Raw genomic sequence first — 23,487 nt, 5'->3', positions numbered from 1 at the left:
GAGACGAGGCGTCGGCGCCCGGTGGCCGATCAGATTCCGAACGTCGCCCGAAGCATGTCTCGGGTTCCGGGACCGAGACCGACCGCGACGACGGTGATCAACATCAGGATCGCGAATCGCGGGTGTTCGTCGAAGATCTCCTCGTTGAAGACCCAGACGACGAACACGGCCGCGGCGATTTTCACGATGTGGAACGGCCAGGCCTGACCCGTGACCTCGACGATACTGGCGGGCAGCACCGATCCGGTGACTTCGACGATCGTCGCGTTGACGGGGTGTTTCGGCGCGAGGTTGTGTTCGTGACCGAACGCCGTCGCCCAGTCGAGGCCGATAACGTTCGCGACGCCGTCGACCGCGTGTGCCCAGATCACGACAAGTCCCATATACCGGGTTCCGGCGTTGATCCAGGGTGCGAACCGCTCGATGACGACCCACGTGATCCACGTCGAGACGGTCGCACCGACGAGGACGGTCACCAGGAGCCACGGATAGAACGTCGCGTACTCCTGGGTCGCCGTATAGCCGAGGTAGGCGAGGGTGATCGCGAGCAGTCCGGTACCGATCGCCGCAAGCGGGTACTCATACCCCGAGACGTAGTCGTTGCGCTCGAGCCAGACCGAGACGACGACCGCGATCACCGCGAGCGCGGCGACGGTGAAGTAGATCAGGGGACTGATCAGGAATCCGGACCACGGGAGCTGGATCGCGAGTTCACCCGTCTCGCGGTAGGCGGCGACGTTCGCGTCCTCGACGGTTCGCAGCGCCCCGCCGAACAGCATGAACGGGAACAGCGCGAAGAAACCCGCACGGTAGCGCCGAATGTCGAGACGCCGGATCAAAAAGAGCAGCCCAATGGCTCCCAGAATCAGCGTCGGAATGTAGCCTGCATAAGAGACGAACGTGTAGCCGGGTTCGGCGAACGGCCCGTCGTCGGGTCCGGCTTCGCTGATGTGGACCTGCTCGCCGTCGGCCCAGGCGATTCCACTGCTCCAGCCGTGTGCGTCGGCGACCACTGGCCCCCAGTAATACTGCCAGATGATGTCGACGTAGACACGCTGGGGGAACAACACGGCGGCAGTCGCGACGCCGACGGCGAGAAGAACGACGGTCGCGGCCCAGACGCGCTCGGCCCCGTACCGATCGATATACTCGGCGAGTATGCCCATAACCGTTATCCGGGACGGGGACCGCTTAACGCTTTCCGATCTTCTGCAATCCGCGACAGTCGACGATCGAAGGCGTTCATACTGTCGGACAGGAGTCAGTGACCCGTCGGCCGCGAATTCGCGGCCGTCACCGTCGGCGACAGCCGCAGTCGTGGGACCGACGGTGAATAGTGCTGTCCGACGGTCTCTGTTGTGTCGAACTACTCGAGAGCGGCCTCGATCTCCTGTGTCGCCGCCAGAACGTCTTCGTGAATCCTGCCGTTCGAGGCGACCAGCCCGTCGCTGTCGTGGCGCCAGCGCTCGCCCTCGAGGTCGGTGACGGTCCCGCCGGCCGCCCGAATCATCGCGACGCCGGCGACGGTGTCCCACGAGTTGGCCTGCACGTTCGTCATCGTCCCCTCGAGCGCGCCCGACGCGACCATCGCGAGCTCGAGTTGGGCACAGCCAAAGCGACGCATGTCGTCGAAGCGCTCGACGACGGCGCGGCAGGCGACCGCATACTGGTCGCGATCGTCGTAGTCCCACCAGAACGTCGGGCAGACGGTCGCGGACCTGGGATCGGTGACGTCGCTGACCGAGAGGGGCTGGCCGTTGCGAAACGCGCCCGCGGGGCCGACGCGGTAGGCGTCCGACAAGGCGGGACAGACGGTGGCTGCCCCGACCGGCTCCCCATCGCGGATCGCGGCGACGGCCGTGCCGAACGCCCGAATCCCGTTGACGTAGTTGTTCGTCCCGTCGATGGGATCGACGATCCAGGCCGGTCCCGACTCGGGGACCGTCTTCAGTGCACCCTCCTCCTCCCCGACGATCGGGTCGTCGGGGTAGGCTGCCTCGATCTCCTCGATGACCCGTCGCTGGGCGTCGCGGTCGGCCTGGGTGACGACGTCCGTCTTCCTGTCTTTGTGCTCGATCTCGAGGTCACTTCGGAAGGACGCCGCCGCGACGTCTGCCCCCGCGCGGGCAGCACTGACCGCGACGCTGGCCCGACGCGCGTCCGCGTCGTGTTCGCTCATGACGATATATCGGGACGACGGCGCCAAAAGAGGTTGCATTCGTCTGTGATACGGTCTCCTGTAGTCAATTACTGCCGATCGCCGACCCCGTCCTGGCGATCGGCGGTACATAGTTACAGCAGTCCGTATAACTGTCCACTCTTCGATCCGGATCAGGGGCCCTATTGGCCGCCGTAGGGACTACGACGAGTCGATATCGAGCTCGTCGCTTTTGACCTGCCACTCGAGTTCGAACTCGAGTTCGCGGTCGTCGCCGTCCTCCTCGTACTCCAGTTCGAAGCCGAGGTGTTCCGGCGGATCGATCTCGATCGTCTCGTCGCCGATCGTCATCGTCACGGTCTCACCCTCACGGAAGCCCTCGAGGAACGACTCGAAGTGGTCGGTCACCTCTTCTCGAGAGAGATAGTGTTCGAACTCGACGTCTCGTCCCTCCGTCTCGTGGGATTCTGAACTCTCGTCGCTCATACGGGTACTACTACGACGAGGTTGATAATAACAGTTTAACCTCAGATGGCCGGCCATTCGAGACCCGACTGCCGATCGTCCCCTCGGTCCGGCGACTCCGGCGACTTCGACGGCGACTCGAAGATGTCGACCGCGCGAGCCTCCTCGAGGCCGAAACCGCCCGGAAGCAGTTATGTGCCCCGTTCGGTGGCGACCGATAGCCTACCGGCTCCGTCGGAGATAGCGTCGTCGGAAAAGTTGCGAGGGCAAGACGCTCCGTCTTGCCGCACTTTGTGACAGTGCGAGGGGAGGGAATCGAACAACCGCCAAGATCCTTGGCGTCGTTCGATCCCTCCCGTGCATTTCGTTCGGCGCGGTTTGCGCCTCACTGCAATGCGAGGGGAGGGAATCGAACCCACGAACCCCTACGGGAGCGGATCTTGAGTCCGCCGCCGTTGACCGCTTGGCTACCCTCGCACGCACTAGTTCGTTTTCACCTCAGCAGGTTAAATCGTCCGATTCCGATTTCGTGTTTCAATCGTCCGATCGGGTCGAACCCAACTCGAGGCCGGATTTCGAAGCCGTCGACGTCGGCCGACCTGAAAACGCTTAGGGGCACGCACGCGATAGCCGGAGTATGAGCGACAATCGCGTCGTGCAGGGACGAATGGTAACGGCCCAAAAACTCGCCGAGATGATCGAAGACGACTCCATCATGGAGGTCGACTCGATCGCCGAGGCCGACAGGGAGTGTCCCGACTGTGGCGGCAACGTCCTCGAGGTCACGTACATGCCGTCGGTGACCGAACTGGTTACGGGTTGGAAGTGCCAGGACTGCGACTGGAGCGAAGACGACCGGGACTGATACGGACTACTGTAAGTATACGGTCTCCTGTCGTCACGTCGCGCCGGTCGCCAAGACGGGGTCGGTAATCGGCGCGACAGCGGAACAACAGCCCGTATCAGTGTCCTGATTTCGTTCGGCCTGTCAGGCCGTCGAAACGAGTTGTACGGACTCGAAAACGAGCCAGACGGTAAAGACGTAGTTGAGTAGCGTCGACGAGAACGCGTACAACGCCGCTCGTTCGATCGGATACGAGGCGATCCCTGCAGGAATCATGACGAAACTTCCAAGATAGGGGAGCAGATTCGTCACGAAGATCCCCGTCCCGCTGTAGCTTCGAAACAGGCGTTTCGCCTGTGCCATCTGTTCGTCGGAGATCGTCACTTTCGGAAGCGATCGAATCGCATCGGTCCCGCGGCGGGCAGCCAGCCAGTAGATCAGTAGCTGTCCGCAGACGTATCCGACCGATGCGACGAGAATGCTCGTCCAGATCATCCGCTGAGAGGGGGAGATAGCGACGAGATACCCGGGGAGAAAGACAGACGTCGGAAGCGGCTTCCCGATGATCGCTCCCTTGAGGACAAACAGCACGAACAGCGCCGGGAGATCGAACGTCACCAGAATCGAAAACCCGAGATCGATGAACGTGTCGAGCATGGAAGCCGATACCCCATCGTACGTATTCGAATGATATCTGTGCTCTGCATCTCGAGTGTTCATTCACACAGAAGATATATTTCTAAATGACTGTTTGGAGCAGGTAACTGCTACGAGATTCGAGAGTTTCGCACAATTCGAGATACCTTCAATTGATTGTATATTCTATCTTTCCGATAGATTTCGATTTCCGACGTCACCACACCAGCCACTCGAGCGTGAGGACGACCGCCGCCAGAAACACGTGTTCGCCGTCGACGACGAAGCCATAGTACAGCGGCCCGCGTTCGGGCGTCGCGAAGGGGATGTAAGCAGCGACGTAGCCGTTCATCGCGAGCAACACGAGAAACGCACTCGAGAGCGGCGTCGTGGCGACGAGGCCGACGACGGCCACGGCCACGAGGACGTTCGCGAACTGGCAGTATCGCCTGGTCGCTTCCGTTCCGAGCCGGTTGGGGACCGTTGCGATGCCTTCGGCGCGGTCACCTTCGATGTCCTTGATATCGAAGATCACCGCCGCGATGGTGATCATCGCGATGACGTAGCCTGTGATACTGAGAATCTCGAGGGTCCAGAGCTGGCCGTAGTAGTAGCCGACACCCAGCGGGATCGCCCCCCAGGCGAGGCCGACGAAGAGGTTCTTCACGAGAAAGATCTGTTTGATGCCGCCGACGGAGTACAGGACCGCGACGACCAGCGGCAAGAGGAGATAGACCGCTCCCGGCAGTCCCAGCGCGATCGCGACGGCGATGGCGAGGACGTAGAGCCCCACGCCGATAGCAAGCAGGAGGGGGCCGTAGCGTCTGGTAAACGACGCGCGCTCGGGGACGTTCGCTTCGTCTTCCTCGAGGTCGGTAAAGCGGTTGACGGTGTAGACGAACAGCGTGGCCGCGAAGACGATAAACAGCGGTAACGCCTCGAGTGGGAGACCCGCGAGGACGACCGTGGTGACGACGACGCTCATCGTCGACAGCGAAATAAAGAGGTTACTGTGGACGAGCAGGCGCAGCGTTCGCTGGAGCGACGCGTACCAGCCTCGTCGTTCGCGGACCGCAGTCGGGGTGGTCACGTCAGGTCGGCCTCCGGCGTCGGATGACGGTGACGGGCATACGAGACGAGACGGTCGTCCGATCGGGATCGATCGGCCTAGGTCGACGTTATACTGCCGGACAGAACTATTCACCGATCGGTCGCGCTACTGTGGCCGTCCCAACGGGTGACGGCCGCGAGTTCGCGACCGACGGTTCACTGACTTCTGTTCGGCAGTATTAGCGCCGCCCGCAGTCAAACGCTTTGGTCGGGTTCTCGATACGGACTGCTGTCCCGATCTCCCGACGATCGCCAGCGCGGAGTCGGCGATCGTGACGTTCCGAAATTTCGAAAGATGGTACCGGTTCCCACTCGATCCCCAACGTGTGAACGCGTTTCATGCAGTTACGGTTGAGGATATCCTACGAATCGTGTTGTGAGACAACGGTCTAAATCCGTAGTCACGGTGCGGTTGATAGCCGTCGATAGATTTCGGTCGCGAGTGGAAACTAACAGGATTTAAGCAAGGGCGGAACGGCCGTTCGAATGGCCATGAAACTACACGAGTATCAGGCGAAGCAGGTCTTCGCCGACGCCGGCATTCCGACGCCGGCATCGGAACTCGCCTCCGACGTCGACGGCGCCGTCGCCGCGGCCGAGGAGATCGGGTATCCAGTCGCGATCAAGGCACAGGTACAGGTCGGTGGCCGCGGGAAGGCCGGCGGCATCAAACTCGTCGAGGATACGGACGAGGCCCGCGAGGCGGCCGACGAGATTCTGGGGATGGATCTCAAAGGCTACCACGTCGACCGCGTCCTCGTCGAGGAAGCCGTCGACTTCACCGACGAACTCTACGTCGGGATCACGATGGACCGTGGCGAGGGCAAGCCCGTCGCGATGGTCTCGACGAAAGGTGGCGTCAACATCGAGGAAGTCGCCGAGGAAGACCCCGACGCCATCGCGCGAGAGCACATCGACCCCTCCTTCGGCATGCACCCCTACCAGGCCCGCAAGGCCGTCTACGACGCGGGTGTCGACCAGGCCGTCGCACGTGACGTCTCGAACGTTCTCATGACGCTGTACGATCTCTGGGAGAGCCGCGACGGCTCCGACGCCGAGATCAATCCGCTGATGGTCACGAGCGACGACGAGGTCATCGCGGCCGACGCCGTGATGAACATCGACGAGGACGCTCTCTTCCGCCAGCCCGAACTCGCCGAGATGGAAGAGGAAGCGGCCGGCGGCGACGAACTCGAGCAGAAGGCAGACGAGTACGACTTCGACTACGTCCGCCTCGAGGGCAACACGGGGATCATCGGCAACGGTGCCGGCCTCGTGATGACCACGCTCGACCTCGTCGACCACTACGGCGGCGAGCCGGCGAACTTCCTGGACGTCGGCGGTGGCGCGAAGGCCGACCGCATCGCGAACGCGCTCGATATGGTGTTCTCGGACGACAACGTCGATTCGGTCGTCTTCAACATCTTCGGCGGCATCACGCGCGGCGACGAGGTCGCCCGCGGGATCAACGAGGCACTCGAGCAGTTCGACGAGATCCCCAAGCCGGTCGTCGTCCGACTCGCCGGCACCAACTGGGAGGAAGGTATGGAAATTCTGAACGAGGACCTCGTAACGGTCGAACAGACCCTAGAAGAGGCAGTCCAGCGTGCAGTCGAGTACGCTGAGGAGGTGAACGAATAATGAGCGTTCTAGTCGACGACGACACGCGCGTCGTGGTACAGGGCATCACCGGCGGGGAAGGCAAGTTCCACGCCAAGCAGATGATGGAGTACGGCACCAACGTGGTCGCCGGCGCCGTCCCCGGTAAGGGCGGCCAGGAAGTCGAAGGCGTCCCCGTCTACGATACGGTCCACGAGGCCGTCGAAGCGGAGAACGCCGACACCTCGGTTATCTTCGTCCCGCCGGCCTTTGCCGGCGACGCGATCTTCGAGTCGCTCGACGCCGATCTCGATCTGGCGGTCGCGATCACTGAGGGTATCCCGACCCAGGACATGGCCCGTGTCAACAAGCGTCTCTCCGAGACCGACACGCGTCTCATCGGTCCGAACTGTCCGGGTCTCATCACGCCCGGCGAGGCCAAACTCGGCATTCTCCCCGGTAACATCTTCGCCGAGGGCAACGTCGGCCTCGTCTCTCGCTCCGGTACGCTTACCTATCAGGTCGTCGACAACCTGACCAACCGCGGTATCGGGCAGACCACCGCGATCGGTATCGGCGGCGACCCGATCATCGGGACGAACTTCATCGACGCTCTCGAACTGTTCGAGAACGACGACGAGACGGACGCGATCGTCATGTGCGGTGAGATCGGTGGCGAGGACGAGGAGGAAGCCGCCGCGTACATCGACGAGAACGTCGACACGCCCGTCGCCGGCTTCATCGCAGGCCGTACCGCGCCGCCGGGCAAGCGCATGGGCCACGCCGGCGCGATCGTCTCCGGTTCCGGGACCGGTACCGCCGAGAGCAAGATCTCGGCCCTGAACGATGCGGGCGTCCCCGTCGGCGACACCCCCGAGGAGGTCGCTGACCACATCGAAGAGTTCCTCAACTAACGCCGACGACGAGGACTCATTTTTTCGGCCGCAAGCGCCGACCAGCGCCGCGCACGTCCCGGCAGTAGCCACATACGCCAGCGGATCGTCGGTTCTCCTACGGTATGCCAGTTCGACTCGTCTGTGACAACTGCGGCGACGCACATACGATCCCCGACCGCCCGGACGCGACGGGCGGCGGAACGGCCTGTCCCGAATGTGGGAGTCGGTCGTACACGGTCCGTCGCGAGGGAATTCCGTGGCACCCGGAACAGTAATACTGTCGGACAGCAGTCAGTGAGCAGTCGGTCGCGAACTCGCGGCCGTCACCGTCGGGACGGCCGCAGTCGCGCGACCGATCGTCGAATAGTGCTGTCCAACAGTATAAGTACAGCGCCGGACTCGAGCGATCGCTAGCTACCTCCACTCCGCTCTGACCTGACCTTGCTGTGTTAGAGCAGTTCTTGGAATTTAGCCGCTGTGTTTCGGCATGCCTAATTATTATTTAGGCTATCCTAAAAAATTTATTTTTATTGACAATACTTATTCCGGTGGGGCGCACACGTACGAGTATGCAACAGCCCTCGAGTCCCGAGCAGGTCGACGAAGCGGTCGGGACGGCGACGGATCGATCGGAGCCTCGTAGGGAGGCGGTCGAAGACGAAGCAGTTCCGGACCAGTCGACGCTCCGCCGGGAGGGAGCGTTCGTCGTCCTCACGTTCGTTGGGATGATCGGCGGGCTCCTCGCCGGCTGGTTCGGTGGGCCCTCCTGGCTCGTCTGGACGTGTTACGGCGGGGCCTACGTCTTCGGTGGCTGGTACGGCCTCAAAGAGAGCATCGAGGCGCTCCAGGAGCCGGCCGTCGAGATCGACCTGCTGATGATCATCGCAGCACTCGGGGCGCTCACCATCGGCGCACCGTTCGAGGGAGCAATGTTGCTCTTTCTGTTCTCGCTGTCGAACGTATTACAACACTACGCCATCGGTCGCTCGAGGGACGCGATCCGGTCGCTGATGCAGATGCGCCCGGAGTCCGCACAACTGCTCCGTGACGGGGAGGAGGTGACCGTCCCTATCGACGACGTCGAGATCGGCGAGGTGTTCGTCGTCCGACCCGGCGATCGGATCCCGCTTGACGGCGTTGTCGAATCCGGCGAGACCACGGTCGACCAGTCCTCGCTGACCGGCGAATCCGTCCCCGTCTCGAAAGCGCCGGGCGACGAGGTCTTCGGCGGCACGATCAACGAGACCGGGAGCCTCGAGGTTCGGGTGACCCGCGAGGCCGAAGAATCTGCCATCTCGAAGCTCATCCACATGGTCGAGGAGGCCCGAAGCGAGAAAGCTCCGACGCAGCGGCTCATCGACCGGTTAGAGCAGCCATACGTGCTCGGCGTCTTCGCGATGACGGCAGTAGCGATCGCGATTCCGCTAGGACTCGGTCACGAGTTCGATTCCACGTTCTACCGTGCGATGACGCTCATGGTCGCGGCGTCGCCGTGTGCTGTGATCCTCTCGACGCCGGCGGCAGTGCTGTCGGCGATCACCGCCGGCGCACGCCAGGGCGTCCTCTTCAAGGGCGGCGAACACGTCGAGCGGACGGCGACCGTCGACGCCGTCGCCTTCGACAAAACCGGGACGCTCACTGAGGGCAACACCCGGCTAACCGACGTGACCGTTCGTGCGGGGGCGAGCCTCAAGGACGACGGCCGCCTGCTCGCACTCGCTGCCGCTGTTCAGTCCCGCTCGGAACACCACCTAGCCGAGGCGACCGTCGAGGCCGCCGAGGAACGCGGTCTCGAGATGCCCGTCGCGAGCGGCTTCGAAGCCGTCGTCGGCAAGGGGGTCCATGCGACGGTCGGGGGGCGGACGATCCACATCGGCAACGCCCGCTACTTCGAGACAGTGACCGAAGAGCAGACGGTCGCAGGACTCGAGGCGGGCCTCGAGGCCGTCCGATCGCTCGAGAGTGACGGGAAGACAAGCGTGCTCGTCGCCCGCGAGGACGGAGACGGGGACAGTCTCGAGGTCCTGGGCTGGCTCGCGTTCACCGATACGATCCGGGCAAACGCAGCCGAGACGATCGAACGCCTGCGCGAGCTCGGCGTCGAACGGATCGTCATGCTGACCGGCGACAACGAGCGTGTGGCCAGATCGATTGCGGACGAACTCGGGATCGACGAGGTGTACGCGGAGTTGCTTCCCGAGCAGAAAGTCGACCGAATCGAACGGCTCCAGAACCGCCACGAGGCAGTGGCGATGGTCGGCGACGGCGTCAACGACGCGCCGGCACTCGCGACGGCTGATATCAGCGTCGGGATGGGCGGAGCCGGCACCGACGTCGCCCTCGAGACCTCCGAAGTCGTGCTCATGTCCGACGAGCTCAGCAAACTACCCTATGCACTCGCGCTCAGCCGTGAGACGCGCAAGACGCTCTTTGCAAATCTCGCCATCGCGTTCGGGGCGATTGCGATCATGATCGGAGCGATCCTCACAGCGGGGATTCCGCTCCCACTCGCGGTGATCGGCCACGAGGGATCGACCGTGCTCGTCTGTCTGATCGGTCTGCGGCTGATCGGCTTTCAAGGAGCATAATCCAGTACGCACCACTCATACGGACCGCTGTCCCGCCGGGCGCCAGGGCGGGATCGGGGATCAGCGGCCGGTCATACTGCCAAACAGCAGTCAGTGAAACGTCGGTCGCGAATCCGCGGCCGTCACTGTCGGCGACGGCCGCAGTCGTGCGACCGACGGTGACTCGTGCTGTCCGACAGTATCAGCGACTATTCACCACGAGAGAACAATCCACCGAGCGTCGAACGGAGCCAACCAAGCAGTCCGGACGAGGAGTCGTCATCGGTGGCCGACGAGACCGTCGGCTCGTCCGTCGTAGTCGGTTCCGATGCCGCCGTGTCGGTCGGCGGTGTCGCGGTGTTGTCAGGCGTTTCGGCAGGGCGTTCGGTCTCGTCTTTCGACTCGAGCGTATCGTCGGTCTCTTCGGCCGATCCGGAAACGTCGATCTCGTCGGTGGGTTCCGTGGACGCCTCGGCCACCTCTCCGAGCGCCGCATCGAGATCGGCTTCGGAACGATCGGAAGCAGGCCGTTGCGTGGTTTCCGGTTCGGTTTCGATGCTGGAGACCGCCGAGTCAGATTCGGGACGGATTTCTGCGTCGACGGAATCGATCGCGTCTACACTCGAGTCGTCGACGTCGTCGACAGCCGACCCCTCCGTATTCGAATCGTCGGCGTCGGTCTCGACCCAGAGGAACTCCTCGGATTTCGTCCGATCGGTCAACAAGAGCTCCTCGAGGGCGCCTTCGTCGACGAGCTCGTCGCCGATCGGTTCCCGCTCGGGCTCGGGCTCGTCCGCGCTCGCGATGATATCCGCGGGACTCTCGTCGGCGAGGACGTCGTCGACGTCGTCGGTCGCGGAGACACGCTCCTGGAGCTGGCCGAAGACGGCCGACGCGGTCCGATCTTCGACCGCGTCGGACAGCGACGGCTCGTCGGACTCCCCTCCGTCTCCCGTCCCGTCCCCGTCGGCCGGTTCCTCCTCGAGTGACTCGTCCTCGAGGTCCTCGAACAGCCCGTCGACCCCACCGACGTCGAGCGCGCCCTCGCCCGAATTTGTGTTCATCGTACTATCTGTCATGAACGTCCTTTTTAAGAATGTATAGTAGCACGACTTTAGCATTTGGAGTTTTTTCACCGCCGAGGAACTGAGCCAGGCACGTATTAGCCTGACGGCCGTCGCCGGTCGATTCATACTGTCGGACAGAACTATTGTGAGAATTTGCCGCTTCCGTACGGCGAATTCTCTTCAGTGACTTCTGTCCGGCAGTATCACGACAGGAAGTAGACGATATTCGATTCGCTCCCCAGACAGCGAACGGAAGGGGGGAACGGGCGAACCCATAATCGGTCCTACACAACTCCTATTACTCGAGAGAGTGAACGTGAGCTATTACCATGACCGGAATCGAGTACGACGACTTTCTGGACCTCGAGTACGACTCGTCGGCGACGGATCTCGTCTGTGAGTTTACGATCGAGCCGGCCGAGGGGCTCTCGCTCGAGGCGGCGGCGAGTCGGGTCGCCTCGGAGTCCTCGAACGGGACGTGGGCAGCGTTACACGTCGACGAGGCCGAACTGACGGATCTCGGCGCGGTCGCCTGCGGGATCGACGGCGGTGAGATCACCGTCGCCTACCCCACGGAACTGTTCGAGGCCGGCAGCATGCCACAGATACTCTCGTGTATCGCGGGCAACATCATGGGCATGAAGGCGGTCGACTCGATCCGCCTCGAGGACTGTCACTGGCCCGAGTCGATCGTCGAGGGGTTCCCCGGCCCGCAGTTCGGGCCGAGTGTCGCCCACGAGAAACTCGACGCCGACGACCGGCCGGTGCTGGCGACAGTACCGAAGCCGAAGGTCGGGCTCTCGACGGACGCCCACGTCCAGGTCGGCGAGGACGCCTGGCTCGGTGGCGTCGACCTGCTGAAAGACGACGAAAACCTCACCGATCAGGACTTCAACCCCTTCGAGGACCGCCTCGCCGACAGCCTCGCGGCCCGCGACCGCGCCCAGGAACAGACGGGCGAGCGCAAGGACTACCTCGTAAACGTCACGGCCGAGACCGAGGAGATGCTAGAGCGCGTCGACCTCGTCGCCGAACACGGCGGCGGCTTCGTCATGGTCGACGTGATCACCTGTGGCTGGTCGGCCGTCCAGACGGTCCGCGAGCGCGCGGAAACACACGATCTGGCGATCCACGCCCACCGCGCGATGCACGCCGCGTTCGACCGACTCGACCACCACGGCGTCTCGATGCGTGTCCTCGCACAGATCGCGCGACTCTGTGGCGTCGACCACCTCCACACCGGAACTGCAGGGCTCGGAAAGCTGGAGAACGAGGACACGCCCGGGATCAACGAGTGGCTCACGTCCGATCTGTACGGCCTGAACCCCGTCCTCCCCGTCGCCTCCGGCGGGCTTCACCCCGGCGTCGTCGACCAGTTGCTCGACGCGCTCGGCACGGATATCATCGTCCAGGCCGGCGGCGGCATCCACGGCCATCCCGACGGCACCCACGCGGGTGCGAAGGCGCTTCGTCAGTCCGTCGACGCGAGCCTCGAGGGCGTTTCCCTCGAGGCGTACGCTGACGATCACGAGGAGTTGGCGACGGCCCTCGAGAAGTGGGGCGCGGAGACACCCCGGTAGCGTTCCAGTCAGCCGGTTCTATTTCTCAGCTTGCGTGATAATCCACAACAATTATATTCTCGTTAACCACCTACCTAGGTGTGGTTTACGAGACGAACAACGAGACGGTCGACGACGCGCTCGAGCGGGTGCTCGCCGGCGAACGGCTCGATCGGACCGACGGGATCGCGCTACTGGCCCAGCCGGCCGACGCGCTTGCGGAGGCCGGCGCCGTCGTGCGCGACCACTTCGGTGATGGCACGGTCGACGCCTGCTCGATCGTCAACGCGAAGGCGGGCAACTGCGCCGAGGACTGTGGGTTCTGTGCCCAGTCGGTTCACTTCGACACCGGTATCGACACCTACGGCTTCCTCGGCCCGGAGAAGGTCCTCGAGGCCGCCAAACGCGCCGAGGCCGACGGTGCCCAACGCTTTGGCATCGTCGTCGCCGAGAAGGGCGTCTCCAAGGAACACCGTCCCGAGGAGTGGGCCGAGGTCATCGAGGCGATCCGGCTGGTTCGCGAGGAGTGCGATCTCGAGGTCGACGCCTCCCTCGGTATCCTGACCGAAGAGGAAGCGGAGATCTTAGCAGAGGAGGGGATCAACCACTACAATCACAACATCGAGACCTCGCCGCGGTATTTCCCCGAGATCGTCGACACCCACAGCTTCGAGGATCGCGTAGCGACCCTCGAGGTCGCCAAGGAAGCCGGCATGGACCTCTGTGCCGGCGTCATCCTCGGCATGGGCGAAACACCGGCCGACCGGGTCGACGCCGCTATCGCGTTACAGGAGATCGGGATCTCCTCGCTCCCGGTGAACGTGTTAAACCCCGTCGAGGGGACGCCACTGTACGAACAGGGCGCCGACATCACGACCGAGGAGATCGTCAAGACGGTCGCGGTGTACAAACTGCTCCACCCCGAGTCGCGGGTGCGACTCACGGGCGGTCGCGAGGTCAATCTCGCACCCGACGAGCAGCACCTGCCCCTCGAGGCCGGCGCCGACGGCCTGCTGACCGGCGACTACCTCACCACGGAGGGCCAGTCGCCCGGCGACGACATCGAGATCATCGAGCGAGCGGGCCTCGAGCCCAACCGCGAGGTCAACGACTTCGACCCCGAAGCGGTCAAGGCACGCCACGGCGAGGCCACCGAGTCGACCGAGACGGCAGCGAGTACCGGCGCAGAACCGAGCGACGACTGACGACTACTATACGACATCGATACAATGGACGACGTTACGTTTGCAGTACTGGGAACCGGAGGCATCGGCCGACGAGCACTCGAAGTGAGCCAGCACAAAGACCACCTGACGCCGGTCGCAGCCTGTGACCGCCACGGGACTGCGATCGACTTCGACGGGCTCGACGTCGACGAGTTGCTGGCCGCGACGGAGGGCAACATCGACAGCGGGCCACAAGACGACGTCGCGACGGACGGCGGCGCCACAGCCACAACGGAAGGCGTCAAACAACACGGCGACGACAAAGGCGTCGTCGCCTCCAAGCAGGCCCGCCCCAGCGACGACCCCATCCAGGACGTGATCGACCACGGCGACGGGATCGACGCCGTCTTGCTCGCGCTCCCGAACTACGAACACGACTTCATCCCGCGCGTCGCGGATCGGTTCCTCGAGGGCGACTACTCGGGTGTCATGATCGACGTGCTCAAGCGCTCGCGCGTGATCGGGATGCTCGACGAGCGGACCGACGCCTTCGAGGACGCGGGGATCACCTTCATCTGTGGCGCCGGGGCGACGCCCGGTCTCCTGACCGGTGCCGCGGCGCTTGCCGCCCAGTCGTTCGTCGAGGTCGAATCCGTCGATATCTGGTGGGGCGTCGGCCTCAAGTCGGGCTACGAGGACAACCGTGGCACCGTCCGTGAGGACATCGCCCACCTCCCCGAGTACGATATCGACACCGCCCGCGACCTCAGCGACGAGGAGATCGAGGCGATCATCGACGACCACGACGGCGTCATCGAGTTCGAAGACATGGAACACGCCGACGACATCCTCCTCGAGCGTGCGGGGATCTGTGACGCCGAGGACGTCGAGGTCGGCGGGATCTTGGACGTCCGCAGCGACGAGAAGCCGACGACGACCACGGTGTCGGTGACCGGCCGAACCTTCGACGGCGAGACGGCGACGAACACCTTCCAGCTCGGCGACGAGACGAGCATGGAGGCGAACGTCAACGGGCCGGCGCTTGGCTACCTGAAAGCCGGCGTCCGACGAAACCGCGCCGGCGAGTACGGCGTCTTCGGCCCGGCTGAACTGATGCCCGGCTTCTGATACGGATTGCTGTACCGATTTCCCGGCGCAACCACAGTCCGGGTCGCGGTTGCGCCGGTACCGACTTACAGGAGTCCGTATGACGGGCGACTGTGGCACAACCACAGACCGCTCGCGAGTGCACCACAGTCGGGACAGTGGTCCGGAGGAGTATCCGGAACGGAATATCGAGACTGCGTCTGTCCTGGACGGAATCGTGAGAGTGAAACCATGGCGCTGACACCGTACACTCGAATGGATAACCGCGGGTTCGACCTCGAGGATCGACTCGAGGCTCTCGAGGACGCCACGCTGAAACGTTCGCTCACGCCCGTCGATCGGGTCGCCGAGCGGGGCTACTTCGCGCCCCCGTCGGGCAGCGAGCTACCGGTGCTGGATTCGACCGAAGCACTGGTCTTTGCCTCGAACAACTACCTGGGGCTGACCGACGACCAGCGCGTCGAGAACGCGGCCCGCCAGGCCGCCGCGACCGTCGGGACGGGTGCCGGTGCGAGCCGGCTGGTCACCGGCGATACGATGGTCCACCGAGACCTCGAACGGCTACTCGCCGAGACCAAAGGGACCGAACGAGCGCTCGCTTTTTCCTCCGGATACGCCGCGAACATCGGGACGATCACCGCCCTCGAACCGGACGTGATCTTCTCCGACGAATACAATCACGCGAGTATCATCGACGGCTGCCGGCTGACAGACGCCGAGACGATCGTCTACGACCACTGTGACGCGGGAAGTCTCCGGTCGAAGATGCAGCGTCGACTCGACGCTGCCGATGCCGACACGGACGAATCCTGGCTGGTCGTCACCGACTCCGTGTTCAGCATGGACGGGACCGTCGCCCCGCTGGCGGAGATCTGTGACGCTGCCGAAGCGTTTGGCGCCTGGGTGATGGTCGACGAGGCCCACGCGACCGGTCTCTACGTCGACGGCGGTGGCGTCGTCCAGGCCGAGGGCCTCGAGGATCGCGTCCAGATCCAGCTTGGGACGCTCTCGAAGGCGCTTGCCAGCCAGGGCGGCTACGTCGCGGGCAGCGAGGAACTGATCGAGTGTCTGGTCAACGACGCGCGGTCGTTCGTCTTCTCGACGGGGCTTGCACCGCCGGCCGCCGCGGCGGCGAGCGAAGCGTTACACGTCGCCCGCCACGGCGACGCTCGCGAGCGACTCTGGGAGAACGTATCCCACCTTCGGGACGGTCTCGAGTCGATGGGCTTTACGGTGCTGGGTGACTCCCAGATCCTCCCCGTCCTCGTCGGCGACCGCGAGGACGCGCTCGCGCTCGCATCGGCACTCGAGGATCGCGACGTCGTCGCGCCCGCGATCAGACCGCCGACAGTTCCCGACGGTACTAGCCGGATCCGGGTCGCCCCGATGGCGACACACGACGAGGAAGACGTCGTCGCCTGTCTCGAGGCGTTCCGGGAGGCCGGCGCGGAGGTCGGACTGCTATGACCGATCTCGAGGAACTCACGCTCGCCGATCCGATCGCAATCGTCGGCACCGACACTGGCGTCGGCAAGACCGTCGTCACCGCTGGGATCACCCGCTGGCTGCGCGAGTCCGGCGCCGACGCCCGGGCGATCAAACCCGCCCAGACCGGGTACCCACCGGACGACGATGCGGGGTTCGTCGCCGAGGCATGCGATGACGAGGCGTCGGCGACCTGTCCACGCTATCTCGAGCCAGCACTCGCTCCGCGGGTCGCCGCCGAGGTAGCTGACGAAGAACTCGCGTACGACGACGTGCGAGCGGCCTGTGAGGACGCCGTCGCCGAGACCGCAGTCCCAATCGTCGAGGGGATCGGCGGTCTGCGGGTTCCGCTTGCCGGAGACCGCGAGGTGATCGATCTCGTCGCCGATCTCGATGCGACCGCCGTCGTCGTCACTCGCTCGGGCCTGGGGACGTTGAATCACAGCGCACTTTCGGTCGACGCACTCGAGTCCCGCGGCGTCGACGTCGCCGGGATCGTCTGCAACGAGTACGCGGGCGCGACCGTCGCCGAACGGACCAATCCCGCTGAACTCGAGCGTATGACCGACTGTCCCGTCGAGACGGTCCCGCCGCTCGACGACGAGACACCACAGGAGATGGCGATCGGCGTCGCCGACGCGCTCTCCCCGGCGTTTCTGGATCGACTCGTGACTGGTGGGGTCGACTAGAGCGACGCAGAACAGCGATCGCGTTCAGTCAGCAGACGGGGCCGACCGCTCCTCTTCGGCGACCGTCGGCCCACTGTCTATCGGACGTTCGGCGGTATCTTCGTGTAGATCGACCAGTAGAGTGACGACCTCCGACTTGCGGTGGTTGACCTCGAGGTGGACCTGAAGGCCGGTTCGCTCGGGGAACGTCTCGGTACAGAGGGGACACCGGTGTCGATCGTTCATGTGCCGGTCACCGTTGGGTACTGTCACCGTTGATCAAAGTAATACCATCGGTTGTACTACAAATTGATATGTCAAATTAGAGGGTTTTCTGTACAGACGGTGTTCCGATTCGTCTCGAGCCCGAACACCGATAAGACCGCGTGTGACCGCTTGCTACCGCGCGCTGGTGGCTAAAGGAAGTCGTTCAGTCCGGACTGGCCGTCGTCCGTCTCGGTTGCGTCGTTCGATTCACTCGAGTCGGCAGTAGGCTCCTCGTCCGCTCCGCCGGCCGTCGCGAGCGTCTCCTGGTCGCTGGCTTCGTCACTGGACTCGTCGTTGTTCGTCCCGTCGCTCGAGTCGTCGGCCTCGAAAAACGCCGATCCCGAGTGTTCGACGACCGCTTCTTCGCGCAGTTCCCCGGCGTCCTCGACGATCGACTGGACCTTGTTCGTGTCTTTTCCACTGCCGGTGACGAACGAGACCTGGTTTTCGTCTAAGTCGTAGACTGCGGCCATCTGAACGGTCAGATCGCGGTTCTTGCAGTGGTGGGTCATCGCCGAGAGAAACGGGAGGATCTCCCGACGGGCGGTCGCGACGCTCGTCCCCTCGCGTTCGGCGATGCGTTCGGCGATGGCGTCGCGGGTGTTTCGGGTTCCCTTGGTACGACCGAGTTTCGACCAGTAACTCGGCGGCCCGTAGCGAGTCCAGCCGCCCTTCTCTTCGCGGCGGGAGGCCGCGACGCCGGCGGTCATGTTGTCGGTCGCGTACCGCCAGTACGAGTAGTCCTGGGTCGCCCGCACCCGTCCGAGCCAGCGGTCGGCGTTCGAGAGGTACTCGTAGGCGTCGGCCAGTTCCGGGCCGTGGTAGTCTTTCGGGACGTTGTCCTCGATCCAGTTCAGCATCTCGTCGGGGTTCTCGTCGACGTCGTAGGAAGCCCGCAACGCGCCCTCGGCGTCTGCCTCCTTGATCACGGTATCGAGGAAGTCGAAGATCCCCTCCGTGGTGTCTCGCTGGCCCGTGACGACGTCCTCGACGGTGAGTCGGTCTGCCTCTTCGGCGACCGCCTGCAGATCGTTGACCGCCGACCGCAGATCCCCACTCGTGTTCCCGGCGATCTTCTTCAAGGCGTCTTCCTCGAACTCGATGTCCTCGCGCCGGCAGATGTCCCGTAGGACGGGCACGATCGACCGCTTCGAGACGTCCCGGAACTCGATCGTCTCACAGGCGTCACGAAGCGATTGGCTCATGTCGTAGAACTCGTTGGCCACGAGGACGATCGGCTGATTGGCGTCTTTGACGACGCGGGTGACCTCCCGGGAGCCGCCGTAATCGGCGCTGCCGTGGAAGTTGTCCGCTTCGTCTAAGATCACGAGCCGGCGTCCGGCCTCACCGCCGGTGAGTGTGCCGCTTTTCGATGCCTCACCGGCGACGCGCTCGATGACGTCGGCCTGCCGGTCGTCGCTGGCGTTGAGTTCCATGACGGGCCAGCCCATGTCGTTGGCCAGCGCGTGGGCCGCAGAGGTCTTGCCCACGCCCGGGCTCCCGTGGACGATCACCGCGTCCCGGTGGTCGTCCCAGGTCTTTGCCCACTCCTCGAGTTGGTCGCGGGCCTTGTTGTTTCCGCGCACCTCCGACAGCGTCGTCGGACGGTACTTCTCGGTCCAGTCGCTCATTGGAACGTGATTGGTGGGAGCCGCGTTTAGTGGTTGCGGAGCGTTACTCCTCGCTGTCCGTTTGCTGGCCGAGAGGGGTGGATGTCTTCGTACGCGTCGTCGCTCGAGACGATCGCTACTGATACTGTCGACAGCAGTATGACAAAGACGATCATTACCCGACATAATGTCGTATTATTGACTGTAGTCGACTGACCGCCGAACGAAAACAGCTGGTTGAGTACCGAAACTGTGCCACAGGTTCTCAAATGATACACAGGTAGCGGGTTTCATGGGAGGGAGACAACTCGAGCGGCGCGAGCTGCTCAGCGGCGTCGCTGGTGGGAGCATCGGTTACGTCTGGGTGACGGAGACGCGTAGAGCAGACACACAGACCGAGGGCGTCGAGCGCGTTCAGCCACCGGAGCCGGAGCTCTCCGTCCAGCCGGGGACGACGATCGTGTTCGAGATCGGCGTCGACGGCATCGGTGAGTGGCCGGAGTGGTATCTCGACGGTGAGTTCGCTGGGGCGTCGATGGGGCCGTGGGAGAGCGCATACGTCGACCATCGAGGGACCACGTTCTGGCAACACACGTTCGAGTCGGATCGACAAGTAACCGCAGAGATCGATGGTAGCGACGCGATCACGTTGACGGTCGACGTCGCTTCGGGCGGGATCGGGGCCCCGAGTATCACCGATACGCAGCCGTCGACGGACGACCGGCTCCCCCGAGCGCCCGACGAGACGATCGAACTCGAGGTCGCCGTCTCGGATCCCGACGGAAACCTGGACCGCGTCGTCTGGTGGGCCCTGGCACTAGACGTCGTTCTCGACGTCACCGACGTCGATGGTAGCGACGACACGGCGACGCTCGAGGTCGATGCGGACGACGTGGTACCAGAAGGTGTTCTCGCGTGGGTGCTCAGTGAAAACGGAGCCATCGACGCATCGGACTCGTGGCAGTTCGAACAGCTCACGTCGTTCGAGATCGAGGAGATGGAGGCCGAGTCGCCCGTTGGCGGTGGCGAGACGCTCGAAGTGGACGCGACGATCCGAAACGCCGGCCCTCGAGCCGCCAGTACCGACGTCGAGCTCGTCGTCGGCCACGATCCACAGATCGAGGACAGCGAGCAGGTCGAACTCGAGCCGGACGAAACGACCGATCTCACGCTGATCTTCGAGACGGGAGAGCCGGCAGGGGACAGCGAGGAGTTCCCGGTAGCGGTCGATACCGGTACGGACACGGCTTCGGAGATGGTCGTCGTTGAGGATGAGCTACCGGCGACGTTCGAGGTCACAGCGCTTTCGACCAACTCACCAGTCAGTGGTGGAGAGACACTCGAGGTCGAGACGACCATCGAAAACGTCGGTGATGAAACTGGCACCACTGACGTCGAACTCGTCGTCGGTCACGATCCGCAGGTCGAGGACAGCGAACTACTCACCCTCGAGCCCGACGAGACGGCTAATCTCACGCTGACCTTCGAGACTGGGGAGCCGGCAGGAGACAGCGAGGCGTTCCCCGTCGACGTCGATACTGGTGCGGACACGGCTTCCGAGACGGTCGTCGTCGAGGAAGCGACACCGGCGACGTTCGAAGTGACCTCGATAGCGACGAACTCTCCGATCGGCGGCGGGGAGACGCTCGAGGTCGAGACGACCATCGAGAACGTCGGTGACGAAACCGGCACTACCGACGTCGAGCTCGTCGTCGGTCACGATCCGCAAGTCGAGGACAGCGAACTGCTCACACTCGAGCCGGGTGAATCAGCGGGTCTCACCCTGACGTTTCAGGCGGGCGAGCCAGCGGGCGACAGCGAGTCGTTCCCGGTGGAAGTGGACACCGGAGCGGACACGGCGTCCACGACGGTGGTGGTCGAATCGACAGTCGACGTGGAAGACGACGAACTACCCGACGATGATGACGACGAGCCCGAACTACCGGATGACGACGAGGGGGACGACCAACTACCCGCCGACGATGACGAGCCCGACCCACCGGACGACGACGATGATTTAGGCCCACCGGACGACGATACCGATCCTGGACCACCAGGCGACGATACCGATCCTGGGCCGCCGAACGGGAACGGGGACACCGGCCTACCGGACGACGATACCGGTGTCGAGCCACCGGACGGCAACGGCGGCTCCGACCCACCGGATGACAGCGCGGGCACCGACCTGCCGGATGACGACGGCACTGCGCCGTCAGCCGACGACGATCCAGCGGAAGAGGCCGAACCATCCCTCTGACGCATGTCGACCGGTAGAAAGAAAAGACACGTTACGCTCACCGAGAGACTGGCTGCGACCGGCGTTTCGGTCAGGGAATCACGGAACGCCGACACGGCTTGACCGAACGCCGGTCCCAACGCCGATACTCTCGCCGAAGCGACCGTCTCGAGTACGTACATACACCACCCTCTAAGCGACTGGCTCGAGTACGGTCTACAATGGCGGATCCGATCGACCTCGTCGATCGATCACTGCGTGAGGAGACGCAACGCGAGTTCGACCGCCGCGTCGACGAACAGGCCCTTCGTCTCACCGACGCCCTGCGGTCGGGCCGGCTCGACAGCCCCGGCTTCGGCCTCGGTCTCGAACTCGAGGCATACGCCATCGACGACGCGGGACGGCTCGCTCGAGTCCCAGACGACGTCTTCGAGGCAGGCTGTGAGCGGGAACTCGGCATGCACAACGTCGAACTCAACACGACGGCGACGGCGTTCGACGAGGCGGGGATCGATGCACAGGCGTCACAGCTCCGACAGCAATACCGTGACGTCCAGAACGCGGCCGACGACGCGGGCCTCGAGATCGTTTTGGACGCGATGTGGACGTGTCCGCCACCCGAGGGGACCCATTCGTATCTCACGGCCACGACCGAGCGCGAGGACGTGACGATCGCCGAGAACATGACGCCATCGCCGCGCTACTACGCGATCGACAACGATATTCTGGGGGAGACGACGGGGGCGATTACGCTCTCGGTGACGGGTGTCGACTGTGAGTTTCCGTCGCTGTTGTTCGAGTCGCTTACGAGTTCGATCCAACCCCACGTCCAGATCCCCGACGTGGCGTCGTTTCCGCGCTACTACAACCTCGCGCTCCGGACGCTCGGACCGGTGCTCGCGCTGGCGACGAACTCGCCGCTGTTACCGCCGGATCTGTACGCCTTCGACGACGATGACGAGCCGAAACGACTCCTCGAGGAAACCTATCACGAACTCCGGATCCCGGTGTTCGAGATGTCGATCAACCACGCCTGGGAGAAGGTTCGTATGCCGCGTGATCTCACAGACGCGACCGACACCGTCGACCGACTCGTCGCCGATCCGACGTGTGCCCCGTTTCTCCGCGAGTGGGTAAGAGACGGTGACCGGGAAACGTTCGGCGACCGGTTCTGGGAACTCGACCACAAACGCGGTACCTACTGGCGTTGGCTCCGGACCGTCATCGGCGGCCAGCCGGTTGGAACGGGCGATTGCTGGTCGATGCGCCTCGAGTACCGGCCGCTTCCCACACAGCCGACGATCGACGAAATCGTCGGCTTCCAGTGTTTGATCAGCGGCCTCCTCTGTGGGCTCGTCGCGGCCGACCATCCACTCGCAACCCTCGAGCGCGACGCCGCCGAACGGAGCTTCTATGCAGCGGTCGAGGACGGGCTCGAGGCCGACCTCGCGTGGATCGACGCCGACGGCGAGCGGACGACCGACCGGAACGTGATCTACGACGAACTCTTCTCGTTTGCCCGCCGCGGTCTCCGCGAGCAGGACGTCTCGACGTCGACGATCGACGACTACCTCTCGCCGCTCGAGACGCGCTGGCGCGACCGAACGACGCCCAGCCGATGGAAACTCGAGCGGATTCGCGAGCACCTCGAGGACGGCAAGCAGTTTACCGACGCCGTCGAGGAGATGCACGACGAGTACGTTCGTCGGTCCCGGAGTGGCGAGCCGATTTCACGGTGGACGTGACCCCCGCGAGGCCCGCCACGACGATTCGGTCTCGACCCGTAGTCCCTGCAAACGGGTATCGAACGGATCCGTGGCGTTTCGATCGCTACTACTACCGGACAACGGTCATACGGTCTCCTGTCGTCAGCGCGTCTCGAGTGCGATCGGTGTGTGCAGTCCAGCAGTATAAGACGAAGAGACGATCCCGTACGCTGGTCTTGCTGCAGTCTCTGAAAGTCGACACAGCTCGTTATACGCTGACGAAAACAGGTCAGATAAGCGCTGATGAAAGTATCTGAACCTAACAGATTGGATACAATTTG

Annotated in this window: 20 protein-coding genes and 1 tRNA gene; 12 read left to right on the top strand and 9 right to left on the bottom strand. The window is 63.8% G+C overall.

The features are described from left to right. Window positions 1–29: 29 nt before the first annotated feature. The 4 genes from RBH26_RS13760 to RBH26_RS13745 all read right to left on the bottom strand — a co-directional run bounded on the left by RBH26_RS13760 (window position 30) and on the right by RBH26_RS13745 (window position 3,100). Window positions 30–1,166, bottom strand: coding sequence for a DUF63 family protein (locus RBH26_RS13760; RefSeq protein ID WP_306758927.1), 1,137 nt, complete (start codon window positions 1,164–1,166; stop codon window positions 30–32). A 200-nt stretch (window positions 1,167–1,366) separates the two neighbouring features. Beyond that, the gene (locus RBH26_RS13755) at window positions 1,367–2,179 is read right to left on the bottom strand and encodes an inositol monophosphatase (RefSeq protein WP_306758926.1); all 813 of its coding nucleotides are present in this window, start codon (window positions 2,177–2,179) and stop codon (window positions 1,367–1,369) included. A gap of 180 nt (window positions 2,180–2,359) precedes the next feature. Then, window positions 2,360–2,644, bottom strand: coding sequence for an amphi-Trp domain-containing protein (locus tag RBH26_RS13750; RefSeq protein ID WP_306758925.1), 285 nt, complete (start codon window positions 2,642–2,644; stop codon window positions 2,360–2,362). A gap of 373 nt (window positions 2,645–3,017) precedes the next feature. Next, window positions 3,018–3,100, bottom strand: a tRNA-Leu gene (locus RBH26_RS13745). Between the two features lie 160 nt (window positions 3,101–3,260). Between RBH26_RS13745 and RBH26_RS13740 the strand changes: the two genes are divergently transcribed. Beyond that, a complete protein-coding gene (locus RBH26_RS13740) occupies window positions 3,261–3,488 on the top strand; it encodes a DUF5795 family protein (protein ID WP_306758924.1) in 228 nt (75 codons plus the stop codon). 123 nt (window positions 3,489–3,611) lie between these two features. Here RBH26_RS13740 and RBH26_RS13735 read toward each other — a convergent pair whose 3' ends face one another. Next, the gene (locus tag RBH26_RS13735; RefSeq protein ID WP_306758923.1) at window positions 3,612–4,124 is read right to left on the bottom strand and encodes a VTT domain-containing protein; all 513 of its coding nucleotides are present in this window, start codon (window positions 4,122–4,124) and stop codon (window positions 3,612–3,614) included. A gap of 196 nt (window positions 4,125–4,320) precedes the next feature. Beyond that, entirely contained in the window at window positions 4,321–5,193 is an 873-nt protein-coding gene (locus tag RBH26_RS13730; protein ID WP_306758922.1) for a UbiA family prenyltransferase, read from the bottom strand. Window positions 5,194–5,705: 512 nt separating this feature from the next. Between RBH26_RS13730 and sucC the strand changes: the two genes are divergently transcribed. The 4 genes from sucC to RBH26_RS13710 all read left to right on the top strand — a co-directional run bounded on the left by sucC (window position 5,706) and on the right by RBH26_RS13710 (window position 10,296). Then, on the top strand, window positions 5,706–6,854 hold the full coding sequence (gene sucC / locus RBH26_RS13725) for an ADP-forming succinate--CoA ligase subunit beta (RefSeq protein ID WP_306758921.1): 1,149 nt from the start codon (window positions 5,706–5,708) through the stop codon (window positions 6,852–6,854). After that, window positions 6,854–7,726, top strand: a complete 873-nt coding sequence (sucD, locus tag RBH26_RS13720) for a succinate--CoA ligase subunit alpha (RefSeq protein WP_306758919.1) — start codon at window positions 6,854–6,856, stop codon at window positions 7,724–7,726. Before sucC ends, sucD begins: the two co-directional genes overlap by 1 nt. 104 nt (window positions 7,727–7,830) lie before the next feature. Next, the gene (locus RBH26_RS13715) at window positions 7,831–7,983 is read left to right on the top strand and encodes a hypothetical protein (protein WP_306758918.1); all 153 of its coding nucleotides are present in this window, start codon (window positions 7,831–7,833) and stop codon (window positions 7,981–7,983) included. 294 nt (window positions 7,984–8,277) lie between these two features. Further along, the gene (locus RBH26_RS13710; RefSeq protein ID WP_306758917.1) at window positions 8,278–10,296 is read left to right on the top strand and encodes a heavy metal translocating P-type ATPase; all 2,019 of its coding nucleotides are present in this window, start codon (window positions 8,278–8,280) and stop codon (window positions 10,294–10,296) included. 188 nt (window positions 10,297–10,484) lie between these two features. Here RBH26_RS13710 and RBH26_RS13705 read toward each other — a convergent pair whose 3' ends face one another. Continuing rightward, window positions 10,485–11,339: a hypothetical protein gene (locus RBH26_RS13705; RefSeq protein ID WP_306758916.1), complete on the bottom strand. Its 855-nt coding sequence runs from the start codon at window positions 11,337–11,339 to the stop codon at window positions 10,485–10,487. A gap of 332 nt (window positions 11,340–11,671) precedes the next feature. Here RBH26_RS13705 and rbcL point away from each other — a divergent pair, with 332 nt between their 5' ends. The 5 genes from rbcL (at window position 11,672) to bioD (ending at window position 17,348) form a co-directional block, all read left to right on the top strand. After that, window positions 11,672–12,922 carry a type III ribulose-bisphosphate carboxylase gene (rbcL, locus tag RBH26_RS13700; protein WP_306758915.1) on the top strand — a complete coding sequence of 417 codons (1,251 nt, stop codon included), beginning with the start codon at window positions 11,672–11,674 and terminating at the stop codon, window positions 12,920–12,922. A gap of 80 nt (window positions 12,923–13,002) precedes the next feature. Next, entirely contained in the window at window positions 13,003–14,106 is a 1,104-nt protein-coding gene (gene bioB, locus RBH26_RS13695; RefSeq protein ID WP_306758914.1) for a biotin synthase BioB, read from the top strand. Between the two features lie 24 nt (window positions 14,107–14,130). Then, window positions 14,131–15,195 carry a transcriptional regulator gene (locus tag RBH26_RS13690; protein ID WP_306758913.1) on the top strand — a complete coding sequence of 355 codons (1,065 nt, stop codon included), beginning with the start codon at window positions 14,131–14,133 and terminating at the stop codon, window positions 15,193–15,195. A 234-nt stretch (window positions 15,196–15,429) separates the two neighbouring features. Continuing rightward, window positions 15,430–16,641: an 8-amino-7-oxononanoate synthase gene (locus tag RBH26_RS13685; protein WP_306758912.1), complete on the top strand. Its 1,212-nt coding sequence runs from the start codon at window positions 15,430–15,432 to the stop codon at window positions 16,639–16,641. Further along, window positions 16,638–17,348: a dethiobiotin synthase gene (gene bioD, locus RBH26_RS13680; protein ID WP_306758911.1), complete on the top strand. Its 711-nt coding sequence runs from the start codon at window positions 16,638–16,640 to the stop codon at window positions 17,346–17,348. The genes RBH26_RS13685 and bioD overlap by 4 nt, the downstream gene beginning before the upstream one ends. A 24-nt stretch (window positions 17,349–17,372) precedes the next feature. Here bioD and RBH26_RS13675 read toward each other — a convergent pair whose 3' ends face one another. Together RBH26_RS13675 and RBH26_RS13670 are read right to left on the bottom strand one after the other, a co-directional pair. Beyond that, window positions 17,373–17,573, bottom strand: coding sequence for a hypothetical protein (locus tag RBH26_RS13675; protein WP_306758910.1), 201 nt, complete (start codon window positions 17,571–17,573; stop codon window positions 17,373–17,375). 170 nt (window positions 17,574–17,743) lie between these two features. After that, entirely contained in the window at window positions 17,744–19,225 is a 1,482-nt protein-coding gene (locus RBH26_RS13670) for a replication factor C large subunit (protein WP_306758909.1), read from the bottom strand. 271 nt (window positions 19,226–19,496) lie between these two features. Here RBH26_RS13670 and RBH26_RS13665 point away from each other — a divergent pair, with 271 nt between their 5' ends. After that, on the top strand, window positions 19,497–21,461 hold the full coding sequence (locus tag RBH26_RS13665) for a hypothetical protein (protein ID WP_306758908.1): 1,965 nt from the start codon (window positions 19,497–19,499) through the stop codon (window positions 21,459–21,461). 200 nt (window positions 21,462–21,661) lie between these two features. Next, window positions 21,662–23,185, top strand: coding sequence for a hypothetical protein (locus RBH26_RS13660; RefSeq protein WP_306758907.1), 1,524 nt, complete (start codon window positions 21,662–21,664; stop codon window positions 23,183–23,185). Window positions 23,186–23,487: the final 302 nt, after the last annotated feature.

It is taken from the genome of Natronolimnohabitans sp. A-GB9, from assembly GCF_030848565.1.
Classification (GTDB): domain Archaea; phylum Halobacteriota; class Halobacteria; order Halobacteriales; family Natrialbaceae; genus Natronolimnohabitans.
Note: the sequence above shows the minus strand (reverse complement) of the source record. Positions and strands in the feature narration are given on the sequence as shown.

Excerpts from the sequence above, each read along its gene's own strand:
- RBH26_RS13760 (WP_306758927.1), bottom strand. The coding sequence starts at position 1,166 with ATGGGCATACTCGCCGAGTATATCGATCGGTACGGGGCCGAGCGCGTC.
- RBH26_RS13755 (WP_306758926.1), bottom strand. The coding sequence starts at position 2,179 with ATGAGCGAACACGACGCGGACGCGCGTCGGGCCAGCGTCGCGGTCAGT.
- RBH26_RS13750 (WP_306758925.1), bottom strand. The coding sequence starts at position 2,644 with ATGAGCGACGAGAGTTCAGAATCCCACGAGACGGAGGGACGAGACGTC.
- RBH26_RS13740 (WP_306758924.1), top strand. The coding sequence starts at position 3,261 with ATGAGCGACAATCGCGTCGTGCAGGGACGAATGGTAACGGCCCAAAAA.
- RBH26_RS13735 (WP_306758923.1), bottom strand. The coding sequence starts at position 4,124 with ATGCTCGACACGTTCATCGATCTCGGGTTTTCGATTCTGGTGACGTTC.
- sucC (WP_306758921.1), top strand. The coding sequence starts at position 5,706 with ATGAAACTACACGAGTATCAGGCGAAGCAGGTCTTCGCCGACGCCGGC.
- sucD (WP_306758919.1), top strand. The coding sequence starts at position 6,854 with ATGAGCGTTCTAGTCGACGACGACACGCGCGTCGTGGTACAGGGCATC.
- RBH26_RS13715 (WP_306758918.1), top strand. The coding sequence starts at position 7,831 with ATGCCAGTTCGACTCGTCTGTGACAACTGCGGCGACGCACATACGATC.
- RBH26_RS13710 (WP_306758917.1), top strand. The coding sequence starts at position 8,278 with ATGCAACAGCCCTCGAGTCCCGAGCAGGTCGACGAAGCGGTCGGGACG.
- RBH26_RS13705 (WP_306758916.1), bottom strand. The coding sequence starts at position 11,339 with ATGAACACAAATTCGGGCGAGGGCGCGCTCGACGTCGGTGGGGTCGAC.
- rbcL (WP_306758915.1), top strand. The coding sequence starts at position 11,672 with ATGACCGGAATCGAGTACGACGACTTTCTGGACCTCGAGTACGACTCG.
- RBH26_RS13690 (WP_306758913.1), top strand. The coding sequence starts at position 14,131 with ATGGACGACGTTACGTTTGCAGTACTGGGAACCGGAGGCATCGGCCGA.
- RBH26_RS13685 (WP_306758912.1), top strand. The coding sequence starts at position 15,430 with ATGGATAACCGCGGGTTCGACCTCGAGGATCGACTCGAGGCTCTCGAG.
- bioD (WP_306758911.1), top strand. The coding sequence starts at position 16,638 with ATGACCGATCTCGAGGAACTCACGCTCGCCGATCCGATCGCAATCGTC.
- RBH26_RS13675 (WP_306758910.1), bottom strand. The coding sequence starts at position 17,573 with ATGAACGATCGACACCGGTGTCCCCTCTGTACCGAGACGTTCCCCGAG.
- RBH26_RS13670 (WP_306758909.1), bottom strand. The coding sequence starts at position 19,225 with ATGAGCGACTGGACCGAGAAGTACCGTCCGACGACGCTGTCGGAGGTG.
- RBH26_RS13665 (WP_306758908.1), top strand. The coding sequence starts at position 19,497 with ATGGGAGGGAGACAACTCGAGCGGCGCGAGCTGCTCAGCGGCGTCGCT.
- RBH26_RS13660 (WP_306758907.1), top strand. The coding sequence starts at position 21,662 with ATGGCGGATCCGATCGACCTCGTCGATCGATCACTGCGTGAGGAGACG.